This window comes from Enterobacter cloacae complex sp. R_G8, assembly GCF_024599795.1.
GTDB classification, from domain to species: Bacteria; Pseudomonadota; Gammaproteobacteria; order Enterobacterales; family Enterobacteriaceae; genus Enterobacter; species Enterobacter dissolvens.
Genome location: NZ_CP102246.1, coordinates 3,517,081 through 3,534,102, shown reverse-complemented (window position 1 = coordinate 3,534,102; position 17,022 = coordinate 3,517,081). Strand labels below are relative to the sequence as shown.

Sequence of the window (17,022 nt, the reverse complement as noted above, 5' to 3'; positions counted from 1 at the left end):
ATTAATCTTAAGTACATTCTCAATTCATTTTAAGTAAATTGATTTAAAATCGTCCTCAATTAAGATTGCTTCATCGATTCACAGCATGAATCAAATATAAATCCCCCGTTCCGGGCCGATTTAATTAATTTAAAAAAATACAGAATCCATTTTTACGGCAATGTAACACTGTGCCGGATCACTTCTTATTTAAACATCTTAATTGGGTATAATAATGTTAAGCATCTTTGGTAAAAAAACACGTCCCCATCATGAAATGGAAGCCATTATTTCTGCAACGGTTGGTTATGAAGAAAAAACGTTGAGAAAATGGCAAAAAATATCCACCTGCAACTCAGATAATATTCACATTATTGTCAGCGGTGAAGTGGAGTTCCGCCGAAGTTCTGATGATTTATGTATGTTTACGCTGCAGGGACAATGCATCTTCGGTCTCTCCGCCATATTCTACAATTCCGCACATATGCAGGGCGTGGTGCGCAGTAACACCGTAGTGCGTACCATCCATAAAGATGAATTCCAGCAGTTAATGTCCCGGCTCGGGCTGTGGCCTGAGCTTACCAAAGTGCTGGCATGGTATATCTGTTTGCTCAGCAAACGCGATGATGTTTTAGTTGCCCGCAGTGCCTATTCCGTTGTACGTGAATTCCTGATTGAAATTAACGAACTGATTGTTCAGCACCAGCGCGATATTAATATTTATGATTACATTCAGGAATACACCAACCTGGCACGCAGCACCATTATTAAAATCCTCTCCGATCTGAAAAAAGGGCAATACATAGTGGTCGAAAAAGGACGACTGATTAGCCTGACCAATTTACCGGAAAAATATTAATCTCCTCCGGCGTCTCCTTTTATTATGGAAGGAGACGCATTCGGCGTTTCATCAACCGGTGGCGCAGGCATTTTTCCCTTCGCCATATCATCCTGCTGCTGTTTTAGCGCCTGCATAAACAGGGCTTTTAACGAACCCTCATCGTCAGATTTCATCGCCTGTTCGTGTGCCCCGGTGCCGGGCAAAGTATCGCGTGAGGTATCATGGGTGACGGGGTTATCCGGTAATGCACCCTCCGGGGCCTGCTGCCAGTCATTTTCATCATTGTTGATCGGCATATTGTCCATCGGCGGTAAATCGTCCTGCACTTTCACCTGCTGCGGTTTAGGCTGCGGATGGGGGAATGGTTTTGTCACATACACATAGTGCATATCCGACAGACTGGTTTGTGCTTTTACGACGCTCACTTTTTTCACCACCGGTGCCGGATGACGTAAATTCCAGTACACATGGGCATAAAGCCCGGCGACGATCAGCGCGCACAGCCCCAGACACCAGAGCGTCAACACGCTGAGTATTTTACTGAATGACGGCAAACGCCATGAAAACCAGACCGGTTCGCCGGTGGTATAGCTGCGCTGGGCAGCGAGGCAGATGGTAGACATTATGCGTGTTTCTCTTGCGTAGTCGGGGTAGCCTGGGTGGTCTGGATCAGCACGCTCGGCGTCGTATGGGTTTCGCGCATCAACTGCATCAGGGTGTCTTCACCCGCAATACCGTCAACATGAAGGTGCATTTTTTCCTGGAATTCGCGGGTGCGTTTCATCAGCTCCGCCGTCCAGTTTTTATCGTGCGTTTCGCTTTCGCCCAGCGCCACGCTCAGCTGCTGATCCAGCCACGCAAGATCTTTAGGGTCGCTGGCGGCGGTGATTTCGTCTTTGCCTGACGGTGTCAGGCGGTGCAGGAGGGTGTAATTGCCCGTCGCGTGCTGGTTATACCACGTGCGGCTCACCTGCCAGGTGCGGTTGTTCATCAGCAGGTCGAGGGAATCTTTTCCTGCCCTCGCCACGACGGCGTAGTTAATATGGTCACCCGTTTTCATCTCGCTCACCCACGGATAACCGCCATTCGCCAGCGTGTCCAGGGAGGCATTACCCTGTTTACACATCAGGTTCACTTTTGCGGCATTCTGGCACAGCGCATCGTCGGCAGAAGCGTCATACCCCCACATGGCGTAAAGCTGGTGCATGGCATCGGGCTGATTTACCACCTCGTTGTCGATTACCGGTAATACCGGTGCGTCTGGCGTTTTAACCTGCTGTTTCCAGCTGGCCGGTACCGGCAGCGCCACAGGCAGTTTTGCCGTAATAGAGGACGTCATCATCCAGCCGCAGGCGGCGAACAGGACAGAGGCCAATAACCCGATGGAGGCCAGCGTTTTACCACGTTTTGCCGCTGGAAGGGCTTCACCGCTCGCGAGACGCAAATGACGCGGTCCAACGTTGGGCGCGCGTTCGGTCCAGGCGGCCAGCAGGGAAAGATGGGCCAGTTCGTTCAGCTTGCTGATGTTGCCTTTGGTCAGGGCGTGGATTTTTTTCACGCGAGCGGGCGTCAACGGAGAGACGTCCGCGCCGTGCTCTTCACACTGGGCGTCAACGTAGCTCAGGCACTCACGGCAGGTCAGGTTGCGCAGGGTATGGCAGGTCAGCACATATTCCTGCAGGGCAGAGGCTTTCAGCATCACTTCCTGGTCGGCCGTACCCATCAGCACAATCGACAGGCGAACATCCAGCTCCTGCGCACGGGTAAGCAGTATACTCAGCACGTCATAGCCGCTGGCTTTCATCGCCTGCGCCTGAGAGATCACCAGCACCTTGTGGGTCGGCTTTGTATCGCGCCACTGGCGAATAATGGCGTCAACCGCCTGGAGCTTGTTCTTCTCTTTCGCCGCAGGGTTGAGCTTGAAGAGCAGGCTACTGGCGCTCAGCTTTGGAAAGGCATTAATACAGAGCACCGATTTGCTGTGGGCTTTGAGGGCATCGCTGAACTGCCCCAGCAGTTCGCTGTCGTGGTAAAAGAGCCCGGTGATCCCTGCCTGCTGGCTTTTCTCTTTCAGAAGATTAAATACATCCTGATGATAAGGCACCAGAAAATCGCCCGACTTGCGGGTGATATTTCTGAACGGCGGGGTACTGAATTTAAAATGGCTCTGATACATAACGACTTACCGTCTCTTCTCTTTAATAGCAATGGGCGAAAAGTACGGTAAGCCCCTGTCATGGTCAATTTAACACCAGAGTAAAAATAACCTGTCTGGCTGCATCTAACACTCCCTTTTTTTCCGGTCAATCATTTTCTTCATTAAAGTTAATAGCGAAGCCGGTGGTTTGCACTGGTCACGCTTATTACTATTTGTTCACTCAGTTATGCAGCATACCGCTGCGAATTCCTGCTTTGCTAAAAGGCCCGATAATAATGAGGAACGCATTCCTTTCCAGGCTAATGACGCCCTGCATCATGCTTCTCATGCTGATATTTTGCAGCCAGCAGGGTTATGTCGTTTTTAAAGATTATAAAAAGGTTACGAATAAGTTAGCGAATGCTGATAAGACGCCGCTAAAACCGCGTAACAGTGACAAAACGTTTGGTCTTTTTACGGCTGCGGTCCGTCAGGCCGACGTTCCGGCGGCGGTAAAAGCGCCACTGTCTGCAGAAATTGAAGGCATCATCCGCAGCGATGAGTCGTGGTTGTCGTTCGCCGTGATTAAGACCCCCGCCGGGCAGCAGAGCTACCGGGAAGGGGAACCGCTGGTGGGGTTCGACGACGCCTATGTGGATGAAATTAATAAAGATAACGTGGTTGTTCAGTATGAAGGCACGAAGCAAACGCTCGCCCTCAAACAGCCGCCTTATTTTAAGGGCGATGCAGGCAATAGCCCGGTGACGAAATCGAAAAAAGATGCCGGCGCTGACAGTCTGCATCTCGATGATTATCTGGTGTTAAAACCGTTAATCGATAATGGCCAACTGGAAGGCTTTAATATTAATCCACGGAATATGTCTCCTTTTTACCGTGACGCAGGCCTGGAAAAAGGCGATGTGGTGGTGAGAGTCAATGACGTCGATATGACGAAAGAAGCGCAGGCGAAAAATATCATCGCCAACTGGTCGAAAATGAAAGAGGCGGACGTCGTCGTCAGGCGGCACGCTCACCTTGAAAATATTCGGGTTAATGTTTTAAACAATTAACAAGTGTACATCATGAAGAAATTTCCATGGGCGTGCGTGGCGCTGACCGCATTGTCGTTATATTCCGGTTCGCTGTTTGCAGCCAACTTTAGCGCCAGTTTTAAAAATACCGATATTCGCGAATTTATCGATACGGTAAGTCGCAATCTGAATAAAACGATTCTCGTCGATCCCTCCGTTCAGGGCACGGTATCGGTGAGAACCTATAACGTGCTGTCGGAAGATGAATATTATCAGTTCTTCCTGAGCGTGCTGGATCTCTACGGTCTGTCGGTGATCCCAATGGATAACGGCATGATCAAAGTGGTGCGTTCCAGCGTGGCGCGTACCGCTGGCGTGCCGGTGGCCGACAGCAAAAACCCGGGCAAAGGGGATGAGATCATCACCCGCGTGGTGCGCATGGAGAACGTGCCGGTACGCGAGCTGGCCCCGCTGCTGCGCCAGCTGAACGATGCCTCGGGGATCGGCAACGTGGTCCATTTTGAACCCTCCAACGTGCTGCTGTTAACCGGTAAAGCCTCGGTGGTGAACCGCCTGGTGGATCTGGTTGAGCGCGTGGACCGTTCCGGTATGCAGCGTCGTGAAATCGTACCGTTGCGCTATGCCTCGGCCAAAGAGCTCTCCGATATGTTGAACAACCTCAACAATGAAGAGCAGAAAGGGCAGAACGCCCCGCAGCTGGCGACCAAAGTGGTGGCCGATGATGAAACCAACAGCCTGGTGATCAGCGGGACCGAAGATGCGCGCGCGCGCACCCGTTCACTGATAGGCCAGCTCGATCGCGAGCAGAACAACGAGGGCAATACCCGCGTCTTTTACCTGAAATACGCCAACGCCTCGAAAGTGGTGCCGGTGCTGACCGGTATCGGTGAACAGCTGAAAGACAAAGCCGGTGCGGCGAAAAGCAAAACTGCGACAACCAACAGCGAACTGAATATCACCGCCGATGAGTCAACCAACTCGCTGGTGATCACCGCCCAGCCAAACGTCATGAACTCGCTGGAGAAGGTGATCGACAAGCTGGATATTCGTCGTCCGCAGGTGCTGGTGGAAGCCATCATCGCGGAAGTGCAGGACGGTAACGGCATGGATCTCGGCGTGCAGTGGACCGGCAAACACGGCGGCGTGCAGTTCGGCTCGACCGGTCTGCCCATTAGCCAGATCAAAAACGGCACGATCAAAGGAGCCTCCTTTACCGGCCTCGCGACCGGTTTCTTCAACGGTGACTATGGCGCACTCCTGACCGCGCTTTCCACCAGCGGCAAGAACGATATTCTCTCCACGCCAAGCGTGGTGACGCTGGATAACAAAGAGGCGTCATTCAACGTGGGTCAGGATGTGCCGGTGCTGTCGGGTTCTCAGACCACCAGCGGCGACAACGTGTTTAACTCGGTTGAGCGTAAAACCGTTGGTACCAAGCTGAAGATTGTTCCGCAGATCAACGACGGGGACATGATCCACCTGAAGATTGAACAGGAGGTCTCCAGCGTGGATGCCAGCGCCACCGAAGATGCCAGCCTCGGCCCAACCTTCAACACCCGTACCATCAACAACGAAGTGATGGTCCACAGTGGCCAGACGGTGGTGCTGGGCGGTCTGATGGAAAACGTCAGCAAACAGAACGTGTCGAAAGTGCCGCTGCTCGGCGATCTGCCGCTGGTGGGACAGCTGTTCCGCTATACCTCGGAGGATACGTCGAAGCGCAACCTGATGGTCTTTATCCATACCACCGTCCTGCGTGATGACGACAACTACAGCGCGGCGACGAAGGAGAAATACGACCAGATCCGCGCCCGTCAACAGCAGCGTCTGGAGGAGAAAAAACTCGGCATCGTTGAGAACACCGATAACGCCGTCCTGCCTGCCTATCCAAAGCAGGACCATTCCATGCCGGTCGGCGTGAGCGCACCTGCCGCCACGCGCAACCCCTTCAAAGAGTAACGGGAGGTGACGCGTGGATGAACTGACAAAACAGCTGTGTACCAGCGGCTTTGCGAAGGAGAACGGCATCCTGTTCTGGAACGACACGGTCTATATCCGTGACGACGTCCCCGCGTTTGCGCTGCTGGAGATGCGCCGGGTACTGGGGCGCACCTTTGTACCCCAGACGCTGAGCGCGGAAGCGTTTGATGAGATGCTGGCCAAAATCTGGCAGCAGAACAGCGGCGTGTCGCAGCAGCTGGTGGACGATATGGATGCGGATATCGATCTGATGGCGTTAACCGAGGAGATCCCGGACAACGAAGATCTGCTGGATAACGACGAAAACTCGCCGGTGATCCGCCTGATCAACGCCATTCTCGGCGAGGCGGTGAAAGACGGCGCATCGGATATCCATATCGAAACCTTTGAGCGCACGCTGAGCATCCGTTTTCGCGTTGACGGCGTGCTGCGCCCGGTGCTCCAGCCCGCGCGTAAACTGGCTCCGCTGCTGGTCTCGCGTATTAAGGTGATGTCAAAACTCGACATTGCCGAAAAACGTCTGCCGCAGGATGGCCGTATCTCCCTGCGCATTGGCCGCAAGGCGATTGATGTGCGTGTCTCGACCATTCCGTCGCAGTACGGCGAGCGCGTGGTGATGCGTCTGCTCGACAAGAGCAACCTGAAACCAGATATCAACAAGCTCGGACTCATTGATGAAGAGCTGGAAAAACTGAAAGGGCTGATTAACCGCCCGCACGGCATCATCCTGGTCACCGGGCCGACAGGCTCCGGTAAAAGTACCACCCTGTATGCCATTCTGTCGGCCCTGAACGGACATGAACGCAACATTCTGACCGTCGAAGATCCGATTGAGTACGAGCTGGAAGGGGTTGGGCAGACGCAGGTCAACCCGCGCGTGGACATGACCTTTGCCCGCGGCCTGCGTGCCATTTTGCGTCAGGATCCGGACGTGGTGATGATCGGGGAAATTCGTGACGGCGAAACCGCGCAAATCGCGGTGCAGGCGTCGCTCACCGGTCACCTGGTCATGTCGACGCTGCACACCAACAGTGCGGCGGGGGCCATCACCCGTCTGCGGGATATGGGGCTGGAGTCCTTTTTAATTGGTTCGTCGCTACTCGGCGTCATTGCCCAGCGTCTGGTGCGTCGGCTGTGTCCGCACTGCCGTACCACCAGTCCGCTGGATGACAATGAAAAAGCGCTGTTTAGCTTTATGGATAAGCCACCAAAGGCCATCTATCGCGCCGTCGGCTGCGACCAGTGCCGCCAGAGCGGGTATCAGGGACGCGCGGGCATTCACGAGTTTCTGGTGGTCGACAGCGCCATGCGCCGCGCCATTCATGAAGATAAAGATGAGATGTCCATTGAGACCGAGCTGTTCAGGCAGGCCTACAGCCTGCGCGAAAACGGGCTGATGAAGGTTATCAGCGGTATCACCTCCCTTGAAGAGGTGATGCGCGTGACCGCCGAGCGTGGAGGCGATGAGTAATGGCTTTCTACGCGTGGACCGCAACCGATGCCGCCGGGAAAACCCGGCGCGGCACGTTGCAGGCGGAAGGACCTAAGCAGGTGCGCCAGTCGCTGCGTGAGCAGAAGCTGATGCCGCTCACCATCACCGAAACCCGTGAAAATGCGGCCAGCGCTAAAGCCAGAACCGGCGCCCGACTCTCTGTGCCGGTGCTGTCGATGTTCACCCGTCAGCTGTCAACGCTGGTTAACGCGTCGCTGCCGCTGGAAAGCGCCCTCAAGGCCATTTCAAAGCAGACGGAAGACAAAAAGCTGGCGGCGATGGTGACGGAGATCCGCGAGAAAGTGGTGGAAGGCCATACGCTGTTTGATGCCTTCAGCCAGTTCCCGCGCACCTTCGACAAGCTGTACTGCACGCTGGTGATGGCCGGGGAAAAAACCGGCCACCTGGGCGATGTGCTGGAGAAGCTGGCGGAGTACAACGAGCAGCGCCAGAAGATGAAAAGCAAGCTGACGCAGGCGATGGTCTACCCGATCACCCTGACGGTGGTCGCCGTGGCGGTGATCAGCATCCTGCTGGTGGCGGTGGTGCCGCAGGTGATCGAGCAGTTCGTGCACATGAAACAGCAGCTGCCGATCACCACCCGCACGCTGATTGCGGTAAGCGATTTTCTGCAGGCGTACGGGATCTACATTGCCGGGGGGCTGTTCGGCGCAATCGTCGGCTTTAAGACGTGGGTGAAGAAAACCACAAACCGCTTTCGCTGGCACAGCTGGCTGGTGAATGGCTCGCCGATTAAAAAGCTGGTCTGCGCCATCAACAGCGCTCGCTATATCCGCACGCTCAGCATCCTGCAGGCCAGTAGCGTCCCGCTGCTGGAGGGGATGTATATCGCGATGGACGGGATCGAAAACCTCTATGCCCGGCAGGTGCTGGAGCAGGCGGCGGATACTGTACGTCAGGGCGCTTCTCTGTATAACGCGCTGGACCAGGCGAAGCTCTTTCCGCCGACCATGCTGTACATGATTGCCTCCGGCGAAGAGAGCGGGGAATTGGGTTCATTAATGGATCGCGCCGCGGAAAACCAGGAATCGGCATTACAGCATCGCATTACGTTAACGCTGTCGGTATTTGAACCGGCACTGGTGGTGACAATGGCGACAGTGGTTTTATTTATCGTGCTGTCAATATTACAACCGCTTCTTCAGCTCAATAATATGGTGGGTTAAATATGTCTTTAAAACGAAATAGCCTGAAAGGTCAGGCTGGTTTTACCTTGCTCGAATTAATGGTGGTGATCGTTATTCTCGGTGTGCTCGCCAGTATGGTGGTACCAAATTTAATGGGGAATAAAGAAAAAGCCGATGCCCAGAAAGCAACCAGCGATATTGTGGCGCTGGAAGGTTCACTGGATATGTACAAGCTGGATAACCACCGTTACCCCACGACGGAGCAGGGTTTGCAGGCGCTGGTCACCAAACCTGATATCGCGCCAATCCCGAAAAACTACCGTGATGATGGCTATATTCGCCGACTGCCGGAAGATCCATGGGGCAATGATTATATTCTGGTCAGCCCGGGTGAACATGGCGCAGTGGATGTTTTCTCTGCGGGCCCGGATGCCGAAGCGAATACCGCGGATGATATTACCAACTGGTCTTTAGATAAAAAAGAGAAGTAATGAATAAGCAACGTGGGTTTACCTTACTGGAAATTATTCTGGCGCTGGTGATATTTGCCTCCTGCGCCATGATGGTGGTGTCGACAATCCCCTCGCGCAGCGGCGCGGATATTTTCGGTCAGCAGTTAAAAGCCCTCGTTGAATATGGTTCAGACCGTGCGGTAATGGACGGCAATATCGTTGGGCTGGTGATCACCACCTCAGAATATCAGCTGGTGACCTGGGCCGAAAAAGAGGGCGAACGACACTGGGAACCCTTAACCGCCGGGCGCATTGTCACCCACGGCCAGTTCCCGGAAGAGATGCACGTGTCGCTCTCACCGCAGCGCATTGCTGCCACAACCGACGCCACGCCGCAGATTGTCTTTTTGCCGGACGGGGAGATAAGCCGCTTCACGCTGTCCCTGCAGAGTGTCGATAAAAAGCAGCGCTTTCGCGTGGTGTCGCAGGGGGCATCACCGGTTTCGGTAGAGAACGATGACTAAACGCAAAGAACAGGGGATGACCCTGCTGGAAGTGATGGTCGCACTGGTCATCTTCTCCACCGCCGCGCTGGCGCTGATGAACTCCGTCTCGCTGAACGTGCGCTTTACCCATGGCCTGGGCGATTCGCTGCAGGCGAGCTGGGTGGCGGAAAACCAGCTGGCGGAAGCAAAGCTGAGCAACACGCCGTTCCCGGATACCCTGCAGACGGGCACAGAAATCATGGGGGGGCGAAGCTGGATCTGGCGCAAGCAGCGGGTGAAAACCGCTGAAAATCGCTTTGCCGATGAAGTGCAGGTGTACGCCGAGGATGATGAAGACAAACCGGTGTTGACCCTGCAGATACCGGAACCCGGAGAGGTGAAATGAGCAAGCACATTCAGCGTCAGCAGGGCTTTACGCTGCTGGAGATCATGATTGCGCTGACCATCTTCGCGGTTATCAGCACGCTTGCCTGGCAAATCCTGGACGGGGCGATGCGCACCTCGAACGCCACCGACGTGGCGGCGACGCAACTCAACCAGCTTCAGCGCGCCTATAACCTGCTGGAGCGGGATTTCTTCCAGCTTCAGGCACGCGCGCCACGCAACGAGCCTGATGTCTTTGTCCAGCATGACGATGCGCTGGAGCTGAACACGCTGAACGGCGTGAGCGGTCAGGTCCAGCTGGAGCGCGTGCGCTGGCGGCTTAAGGACAAAAAACTGTGGCGCGATATCTGGCCGGTTATCGACAGCCCCGCCGATGTGAAGCCGGAAGAGGTGCCGATCCTCAGCGATGTAAAAGAGATGACGTGGCGCTTCTGGAAAGCGAGCTGGCAGACCAAATGGACCGACACGGCGCATCAGCCGGACGGCGTAGAGCTTCTGCTGACCATGGAGAATGGCGAGACCTGGCGCTGGGTATTTACCACGCCGGGTGATATGCCAGTCGCCCCGGCGGCACCTACCGAACCCACGCCAGCGCCACCGGGCGATAGGGTCGCGCCAGCGCAGCCGGTGCCCGCTCCGTCAGGAGAGAACAAATGAGCGGAAAATCGGTTCGAAAACAGCGCGGTGTCGCGCTGCTGGTGGTGCTAATTTTGCTGGTCATGATGTCGGCGCTGGCGGCCAAAATCAGCCAGCAGTTCTGCCGCAATCTGCAGAAAACCCGCTATCAGGTGAGTCAGCAGCAGCTGCGCTGGGCCATTCAGAGCCAGCAAAAAACCATTGAAGGTCTGCTTCAGACCTACGCCAGCGGCGAGAGCAAAGGCCTGTCGCCGAAAGGGGAGTGGACAGAGCCGGTGGAGACAGAGGGGGAACACTACACCGTGGTAAGCCAGATTGAGGATGCCCAGACCTGCTTTAACGTCAATAACCTGCTGGCGGCCGATCCGACCCCCGCGGTACAGACCGCAGGGGCGTTGCCGGAAAAACCGGTCAAAGCGCGCATCGTCGAACAGCTCCTGACCGACAGCGGTATTTCCGCTGGTGACGCAGAAGAGATTTACCAGCAGCTGATGGACTATCTCGACGGCGATACCACAACGGCCAAAGAGGGGATGGAATCGGATGCCTGGGCCGGCGTTGAGCCCGCACGGCTGCCTGCGAATCAGATGATGCGCACCCCGGGCGAGCTGAAGCTGCTGCCCGCGTTTCCGGTAGCGGCTTACGGCAGGGTCAGTAAAGTGCTCTGCGCCTTACCCGACACCGCCAGCAAGGTGGATGTAAACACCCTGACTGAAGAACAGGCATCGCTACTGGCAGCCCTGTTTATCGGCTCGCTGAGCGAGGACGAGGCCGCCCGCCTGATCGCCTCCCGCCCGGAAGAGGGCTGGGAGTCGATGGAGGCGTTCCAGAAAGCGCTTGAGACAAATTATCCGCAGACCAAAGACGCGCTGAAGCAGGTACAGGCGTTTCTTGCGGTCAACAGTCACTATTTCCGGGTCAACAGTACCGGCAATACCGATGATTTAACGCTGCGCGTCGTCAGCCAGCTTCATGTTGATGATGAAGCCGGGAAGGTGATTACCTGGCAACGTCGCTACCGAATGGTTGAATAACACAAGACGAACTCTATGAAACAGGTGCTTTTTATTCGTCCCGACACGCATGAGGACGGGAACATAATGTGGTGTGAGTCCGGTAGCGACCAGGTGGAGCAACGGCAGGGTGGGACGTCACTGGCGGCGCTTGCCGGTCACGCGTTAGCCGCCCGCGTCTGCCTGCTCCTGCCGGCCAGCGAAATGATCTTCCGTCACTTCACGTTGCCCAAAAAAGGCGGCGTTGAATTCTCCTGGCTGGCAGAGGAGACGCTGATTGGCGACGTGGACACGCTGCACTGGACGGTGCTTAACAGGAAAGGGCGGGAAGTGGACGCGGTGGCCATTGAGGCGGCGCGTCTGCAGTACTGGCTGGACCGCTGTGCCGATGCCGGGCTGACGGTGGTGCAGGTGCTGCCCGATGCCATTCTTCTGCCGGTGACTGAGGGCGGCAGCACGCTGGTCTCCACCGACAGCGGCTACTGGATGCGCTATTCGCCGTCTGGTGCCTGTGAAACCGACGCCGCGCTGTTGCCGCTGCTGCTGAGCCAGCAGTGCGCCAGTAACCTCGTCTGCTACGGCGAGGCGCCCGCAGGCGTGCAGGTGGATGAGCAACGGGTCTGGCAGCATCCGCTGGTGCTGATCCAGCCCCAGTGGAAAAGCTGCAAAGCGAACCTGCTGCACGGCGTTTTTGCTGCCCGTGGCGCCCACTCCGGGTTCCGTTATGCAAAACCGGCCCTTGCCGCCATGGCGATGCTGAGCCTCGGGCTGCTGATTGGCCCTCGCATCGGCATGGCCTGGATGCTGTCTAACCAGGAAAACCTGGCCCAGCAGCAGATGGTGGAGCTGGCCCGGCACTATTTCCCCACGCTGCGCCAGACCACCAACCTGAAGTACCACTTCGGGCAGAACATCAGGAAAGAGAAGAAAGGGATCTTTCTTCAACTGGACGCGCTGGAGCAGATCAGGCAATCGCTCCCGGCGGTCGAGCTCAGCGAAGTGGGATATGACGACAGCCGGAATCAGCTTACGCTGAACATCCGTTCGATGGATCCCACGGCGTTGCAGGCGTTCGTTAATAAGGCGAGTGATACCTTCGACTTTACGCTGCAGCCGGTCTCCAGTGAAGCGCCTTATACCGCTATCATCACAGGGAAATATAAATGAAAGAAAAAATAGGGCAATTAAAAGCACGCTATCTGGGTTACAGCCCGCGCGAGCGTGCGCTGATTAAATTATGTGGCTCGGCGCTCTGCTGCGCCATTATCTGGTACGGAGTGATGACCCCACTGGACAATATAATTAAGAATGAGAAAAGCACGCTGCAAAAACAGAAGCAAACTCTGAACTGGATGCGGGCGGAAATTAATAAAAATCACCTTCAGGCCAAAGTATTAAAAACCAGTAACCCGAGAAGCGTGGTGGAAGAGAGCGCCAAAGAGATCCACGTTGCGCTGAGTAATATTCAGCAGGACGGGCAAACCCTGACGTTTAATATTGATCGGGTCAACGTCTATGAGCTTAAAAACTGGCTTCGGGAGGTCAATTTAACCACCGGGGTTCGTCTGGAGAAAATGGATCTCACGCCGGTTGATCACCTTAGCGATGTAAAGGCCCAGATTAAACTCTCCTGGGCGAAAGTGGCATGAACTCGCTGACGCTGCTTCAGGGCAGCCAGATGCCCGCCCTTTGCCTGCTGAGCGGTGCGCTTGGCGGCATTATCGGCAGCTTTCTGGGCGTGGTGGTCGAACGCATTCCCCCGCTCATTAAAGAGGAGGCGGGAGCCGGAAATCTGCTGTTTCCGGCCTCTCACTGTCCGGCGTGCTCCCACACGCTCTCCTGGTGGGAAAATATCCCTGTTCTGAGCTGGTGTTGCCTGCGTGGACGCTGCCGCTGCTGTCAAAGCGCGATCCCGCTGCGTCTGCTGTTACTTGAGCTTTCCAGTGCCCTGTTTTTTGCCCTGACGGCGGCGTATGCCCCGTCTGCGGCCGCATTGATGTCGCTGTGGATCCTCTGGTGCGGGCTGCTGCCGCTGGCGGCGATAGACGCAAAACACCTGCTGTTGCCGGACTGTCTGACGCAACCGCTGCTGTGGGCGGGCCTGCTGAATCATGCGTTTTTTCATTCCTTACCCCTGTCGGACGCCCTGTATGGCGCGGCGGCGGGCTACCTGTCGCTGTGGCTTCTCTACTGGGCGTTTCGCCTGACGACGGGTCGCGAGGGACTGGGCTACGGTGACTTTAAGCTGCTGGCTGCGCTGGGCGCGTGGTGCGGCTGGCAGGCTTTGCCATCATTATTACTGGCGGCTGCGTTAAGCGGTATCGCGTTGTATTTTGTTTTTTATAAAGCGGTTAAAGAAAATAGCGTTATTCCTTTTGGCCCGCTGTTGTCACTGGCAGGTTTGGTTATTTTTATCCTTCAGACCTTTCAATTCATATTTTGATTTTTGCGGTCAAGTTTTTTTTGAAATTTTTTCGCTGAGGGAATGAAAGGACATAAATACATTCCCGGAGTATTGTAATAAACATAAGCTGTAAAAATTACTGCTCATGTCTATTTATGGAGGGTGTTTTAGCAAAATACATGTTTAGTAAAATTAAATATGGTTCGTGGTTTTAGTTAAATAACGTATTCAGTACTCGCCCATGTTATATGGAATACATGGTTCTTTTCATTTGTCACAAATAAGATTATCAGGAATTAATAATGAAATTTATGAAGCCAACTTATCTGGCACTCTTTGTCGCAGCCGTTTCCGGCTCCGCGTTCGCCGCAGCGCCAGGTACGCCTTCAATCAGCAGCGGTAACGATAAATTTGCCATCGTTGAAGTGGACCAGGCCGTAGTGGACTACGGTAATCTTGTTAAGGTTCACAACGACGGTGTCGACGTAAAAGTCGAGTGGAACGTCTGGAGCGGCGACGCGCCGACTTCCGGTAAAGTGCTGCTGGACGGCAAGACCGTCTGGTCCGGTGCTGCCGGTGCATCCGGTTCTGCCACCTTTAAAGTGAAAAAAGGCGGTCGCTACCAGGAGCAGGTTGAACTCTGTAACAACAGCGGCTGCACCAAAAGCGCAAGCAAGCTGATCATCGTGGCGGATACTGACGGTAGCCACCTGCTGCCGCTGAATGCGCCTCTGCAGGAAAACAACAAAACCTTCGCAAAACATACCGATAAAGTGGTTGCCGCCTACTTCCCTGAGTGGGGCGTTTACGGCCGTAACTTCCCGGTAGACAAAATCCCAGCCGCTAACCTGAACCATATCCTGTACGGCTTCATTCCAATCTGTGGCGGCGACGGCATCAACGACGGTCTGAAAACCGTGGAAAACGGCAACAGCTTCGCCAACCTGCAAAAGGCCTGTGCTGGCCGCCCTGACTACACCGTGGCGATCCACGACCCATGGGCTGCGCTGCAAAAACCACAGTCCGGCGTCTCTAACTGGGACGACCCGTACAAAGGTAACTTCGGCCAGCTGATGGCGCTGAAAAAAGCCCATCCTGACCTGAAGATCCTGCCATCCATTGGCGGCTGGACCATGTCCGATCCGTTCCACCACATGAACGATACCGCCATCCGCGCCCGTTTTGTCTCTTCTGTTAAAGACTTCCTGAAAACCTGGAAATTCTTCGACGGCGTGGATATCGACTGGGAATTCCCGGGCGGCGGCGGCGTGAATGAATCGCTGGGCAACCCGCAGGTGGATAAAGCAACCTACACCGCGCTGATGCACGATCTGCGTACCATGCTGAACGAGCTGTCTGCTGAAACCGGACGCACCTATGAACTGACCAGCGCCATCGGTGCAGGTAAAGATAAGATTGAAGACGTGGATTACACCACGGCGCAGCAGTATCTCGATCACATCTTCCTGATGAGCTACGACTTCTACGGCGCGTGGAGCATGACCGATCTGGGTCACCAGGCGGCGCTGCGTGCGCCAGCATGGCGTCCGGACACCAACTACACCACGGAAAATGGCGTTAACGCGCTGCTGGAGCAGGGCGTACAGCCAGGCAAAATCGTGGTGGGTACCGGCATGTACGGTCGTGGCTGGACTGGCGTTCACGGCTATACCGGCGACAACCCGTTCACCGGTACGGCGACCGACGGCGTGAAAGGTACCTGGGAACCCGGCGTTGTTGACTATCGTCAGATTGTGAACGAGTACAAAGGCAAACCGGGCTGGGAATATGGCTATGATGCAGATGCTGAAGCGCCATATGTCTTCAACAAATCTACCGGCGAGCTGATCTCCTATGAAGATGCCCGTTCTGCAACCGCAAAAGGTAAATACGTTCTGGCAAAAAACCTGGGCGGCCTGTTCGCATGGTCTATCGACTCCGATAACGGCGACATCCTCAATGCGATGAACGAAAGCCTGCTGGGTGGCTCCACGCCAGAACCGGTGGTGACCAACCATGCGCCAGTTGCTTCCGCAGCGGATCAAACCGTGACCGGCCCGGCGACCGTGACCCTGGATGGCTCTGCCTCCACCGACCCTGATGGCGATGCGCTGACCTACAAATGGACCCAAATCTCTGGCCCAACCGTCACGCTGACCAACAGCACCAAAGCGAAAGCGACCTTCTCCGTCGGCGCTGTCACCAGCAACCAGACCCTGGCATTCCGTCTGACCGTGACCGATGCGAAAGGCCTGAGCAGCACCGCTGACGTGCAGGTTGTGAACAAAGCACCGAAAGCGAACCAGGCCCCGGTGGTTAACCCGATGCAGAACGTCACTCTGGAAGCCGGTCAGACCTACGCCCTGAACGTGCAGGCGGCGGATCCAGACGGTGATGCACTGACCTACGCCTGGAGCGTGCCATCGGATATGCACGCGACCGGTACTGATACCGCCAGCGTACAGATCACCGCGCCGGACGTGACAACGGACTCTACCTACACCGTGAGCGTTGTCGTGAGCGACGGCAAAACCAGCGTACAGTCTAACGTACAGGTTACCGTAACGCCGAAAGCCACCCCGGTTGTGCCTGATGAAGACAATACCCCGTCTGACGAAGGTAACACGCCATCTGACGAAGGCACTGCAACCGGCAGCTGTGATAACCCGGTTGACGCCAACGCCAGCAAATACGCGGCATGGGAATCCAGCAAAATCTACAACAACGGCGATATGGTCAGCTCTGATAATCTGGTATGGAAAGCGAAGTACTGGACTCAGGGCAACAAACCTGGCTTCAACGCCGACGCATGGGAACTGGTCAGCCAGGTGAAAATGAACTGGCGTGCCGATATGGTTTACCTCGGTGGTGACAAGACAACCTATCAAGGTTTCGAGTACCGCGCGAAATGGTGGACAAAAGGTGACAAACCAGGCAACAGCGATGTATGGGTGAAAGAAGGCGCATCCTCAGAGTGCAAATAATCTTCTGAACCTGA

16 protein-coding genes are annotated in these 17,022 nt (G+C 55.3%); 14 read left to right on the top strand and 2 right to left on the bottom strand.

The features are described 5' to 3' along the window. The first annotated feature begins 214 nt into the window (after window positions 1-214). Window positions 215-838, top strand: coding sequence for a helix-turn-helix domain-containing protein (locus NQ842_RS16765; RefSeq protein ID WP_014831239.1), 624 nt, complete (start codon window positions 215-217; stop codon window positions 836-838). On the opposite strand, the gene NQ842_RS16760 is transcribed toward NQ842_RS16765, so the two are convergent. Further along, entirely contained in the window at window positions 835-1,443 is a 609-nt protein-coding gene (locus NQ842_RS16760) for a hypothetical protein (RefSeq protein WP_257256097.1), read from the bottom strand. The two genes, NQ842_RS16765 and NQ842_RS16760, sit on opposite strands and share 4 nt — an antisense overlap. Then, a complete protein-coding gene (locus tag NQ842_RS16755; RefSeq protein ID WP_257256096.1) occupies window positions 1,443-2,996 on the bottom strand; it encodes a peptidoglycan-binding protein in 1,554 nt (517 codons plus the stop codon). The genes NQ842_RS16760 and NQ842_RS16755 overlap by 1 nt, the downstream gene beginning before the upstream one ends. Before the next feature lie 299 nt (window positions 2,997-3,295). On the opposite strand from NQ842_RS16755, the gene gspC reads away from it, so the two are divergent. The 13 genes from gspC (at window position 3,296) to NQ842_RS16690 (ending at window position 17,008) form a co-directional block, all read left to right on the top strand. Then, window positions 3,296-4,027 carry a type II secretion system protein GspC gene (gspC, locus tag NQ842_RS16750; RefSeq protein ID WP_050859822.1) on the top strand — a complete coding sequence of 244 codons (732 nt, stop codon included), beginning with the start codon at window positions 3,296-3,298 and terminating at the stop codon, window positions 4,025-4,027. Between the two features lie 12 nt (window positions 4,028-4,039). Then, a complete protein-coding gene (gspD, locus tag NQ842_RS16745) occupies window positions 4,040-5,968 on the top strand; it encodes a type II secretion system secretin GspD (RefSeq protein ID WP_014831243.1) in 1,929 nt (642 codons plus the stop codon). Window positions 5,969-5,981: 13 nt separating this feature from the next. Then, on the top strand, window positions 5,982-7,460 hold the full coding sequence (gene gspE / locus NQ842_RS16740; RefSeq protein ID WP_014831244.1) for a type II secretion system ATPase GspE: 1,479 nt from the start codon (window positions 5,982-5,984) through the stop codon (window positions 7,458-7,460). Further along, window positions 7,460-8,668 carry a type II secretion system inner membrane protein GspF gene (gspF, locus tag NQ842_RS16735; protein WP_257256095.1) on the top strand — a complete coding sequence of 403 codons (1,209 nt, stop codon included), beginning with the start codon at window positions 7,460-7,462 and terminating at the stop codon, window positions 8,666-8,668. Before gspE ends, gspF begins: the two co-directional genes overlap by 1 nt. A gap of 2 nt (window positions 8,669-8,670) precedes the next feature. Continuing rightward, entirely contained in the window at window positions 8,671-9,120 is a 450-nt protein-coding gene (gene gspG, locus NQ842_RS16730; protein WP_013097349.1) for a type II secretion system major pseudopilin GspG, read from the top strand. Next, a complete protein-coding gene (gene gspH, locus NQ842_RS16725) occupies window positions 9,120-9,605 on the top strand; it encodes a type II secretion system minor pseudopilin GspH (protein ID WP_014831246.1) in 486 nt (161 codons plus the stop codon). Before gspG ends, gspH begins: the two co-directional genes overlap by 1 nt. Beyond that, on the top strand, window positions 9,598-9,972 hold the full coding sequence (gspI, locus tag NQ842_RS16720) for a type II secretion system minor pseudopilin GspI (protein WP_063412290.1): 375 nt from the start codon (window positions 9,598-9,600) through the stop codon (window positions 9,970-9,972). Before gspH ends, gspI begins: the two co-directional genes overlap by 8 nt. Then, entirely contained in the window at window positions 9,969-10,628 is a 660-nt protein-coding gene (gene gspJ / locus NQ842_RS16715; protein WP_257256094.1) for a type II secretion system minor pseudopilin GspJ, read from the top strand. Before gspI ends, gspJ begins: the two co-directional genes overlap by 4 nt. After that, complete coding sequence (gene gspK / locus NQ842_RS16710) at window positions 10,625-11,641, top strand: type II secretion system minor pseudopilin GspK (RefSeq protein WP_257256093.1); 1,017 nt, start codon at window positions 10,625-10,627, stop codon at window positions 11,639-11,641. Before gspJ ends, gspK begins: the two co-directional genes overlap by 4 nt. Window positions 11,642-11,656: 15 nt before the next feature. Continuing rightward, entirely contained in the window at window positions 11,657-12,787 is a 1,131-nt protein-coding gene (gene gspL, locus NQ842_RS16705; RefSeq protein ID WP_257256092.1) for a type II secretion system protein GspL, read from the top strand. Next, on the top strand, window positions 12,784-13,269 hold the full coding sequence (locus NQ842_RS16700; RefSeq protein WP_014831251.1) for a type II secretion system protein M: 486 nt from the start codon (window positions 12,784-12,786) through the stop codon (window positions 13,267-13,269). Before gspL ends, NQ842_RS16700 begins: the two co-directional genes overlap by 4 nt. Further along, on the top strand, window positions 13,266-14,063 hold the full coding sequence (locus NQ842_RS16695) for an A24 family peptidase (RefSeq protein WP_014831252.1): 798 nt from the start codon (window positions 13,266-13,268) through the stop codon (window positions 14,061-14,063). Before NQ842_RS16700 ends, NQ842_RS16695 begins: the two co-directional genes overlap by 4 nt. Window positions 14,064-14,326: 263 nt before the next feature. Next, window positions 14,327-17,008 carry a glycosyl hydrolase family 18 protein gene (locus NQ842_RS16690; RefSeq protein WP_063425794.1) on the top strand — a complete coding sequence of 894 codons (2,682 nt, stop codon included), beginning with the start codon at window positions 14,327-14,329 and terminating at the stop codon, window positions 17,006-17,008. Window positions 17,009-17,022 lie beyond the last annotated feature (14 nt).

What these genes read in the sequence shown, in the direction of transcription:
- NQ842_RS16765 (WP_014831239.1), top strand. Translation starts at nt 215, where the DNA reads ATGTTAAGCATCTTTGGTAAAAAAACACGTCCCCATCATGAAATGGAA.
- NQ842_RS16760 (WP_257256097.1), bottom strand. Translation starts at nt 1,443, where the DNA reads ATGTCTACCATCTGCCTCGCTGCCCAGCGCAGCTATACCACCGGCGAA.
- NQ842_RS16755 (WP_257256096.1), bottom strand. Translation starts at nt 2,996, where the DNA reads ATGTATCAGAGCCATTTTAAATTCAGTACCCCGCCGTTCAGAAATATC.
- gspC (WP_050859822.1), top strand. Translation starts at nt 3,296, where the DNA reads ATGCTTCTCATGCTGATATTTTGCAGCCAGCAGGGTTATGTCGTTTTT.
- gspD (WP_014831243.1), top strand. Translation starts at nt 4,040, where the DNA reads ATGAAGAAATTTCCATGGGCGTGCGTGGCGCTGACCGCATTGTCGTTA.
- gspF (WP_257256095.1), top strand. Translation starts at nt 7,460, where the DNA reads ATGGCTTTCTACGCGTGGACCGCAACCGATGCCGCCGGGAAAACCCGG.
- gspG (WP_013097349.1), top strand. Translation starts at nt 8,671, where the DNA reads ATGTCTTTAAAACGAAATAGCCTGAAAGGTCAGGCTGGTTTTACCTTG.
- gspH (WP_014831246.1), top strand. Translation starts at nt 9,120, where the DNA reads ATGAATAAGCAACGTGGGTTTACCTTACTGGAAATTATTCTGGCGCTG.
- gspI (WP_063412290.1), top strand. Translation starts at nt 9,598, where the DNA reads ATGACTAAACGCAAAGAACAGGGGATGACCCTGCTGGAAGTGATGGTC.
- gspJ (WP_257256094.1), top strand. Translation starts at nt 9,969, where the DNA reads ATGAGCAAGCACATTCAGCGTCAGCAGGGCTTTACGCTGCTGGAGATC.
- gspK (WP_257256093.1), top strand. Translation starts at nt 10,625, where the DNA reads ATGAGCGGAAAATCGGTTCGAAAACAGCGCGGTGTCGCGCTGCTGGTG.
- gspL (WP_257256092.1), top strand. Translation starts at nt 11,657, where the DNA reads ATGAAACAGGTGCTTTTTATTCGTCCCGACACGCATGAGGACGGGAAC.
- NQ842_RS16700 (WP_014831251.1), top strand. Translation starts at nt 12,784, where the DNA reads ATGAAAGAAAAAATAGGGCAATTAAAAGCACGCTATCTGGGTTACAGC.
- NQ842_RS16695 (WP_014831252.1), top strand. Translation starts at nt 13,266, where the DNA reads ATGAACTCGCTGACGCTGCTTCAGGGCAGCCAGATGCCCGCCCTTTGC.
- NQ842_RS16690 (WP_063425794.1), top strand. Translation starts at nt 14,327, where the DNA reads ATGAAATTTATGAAGCCAACTTATCTGGCACTCTTTGTCGCAGCCGTT.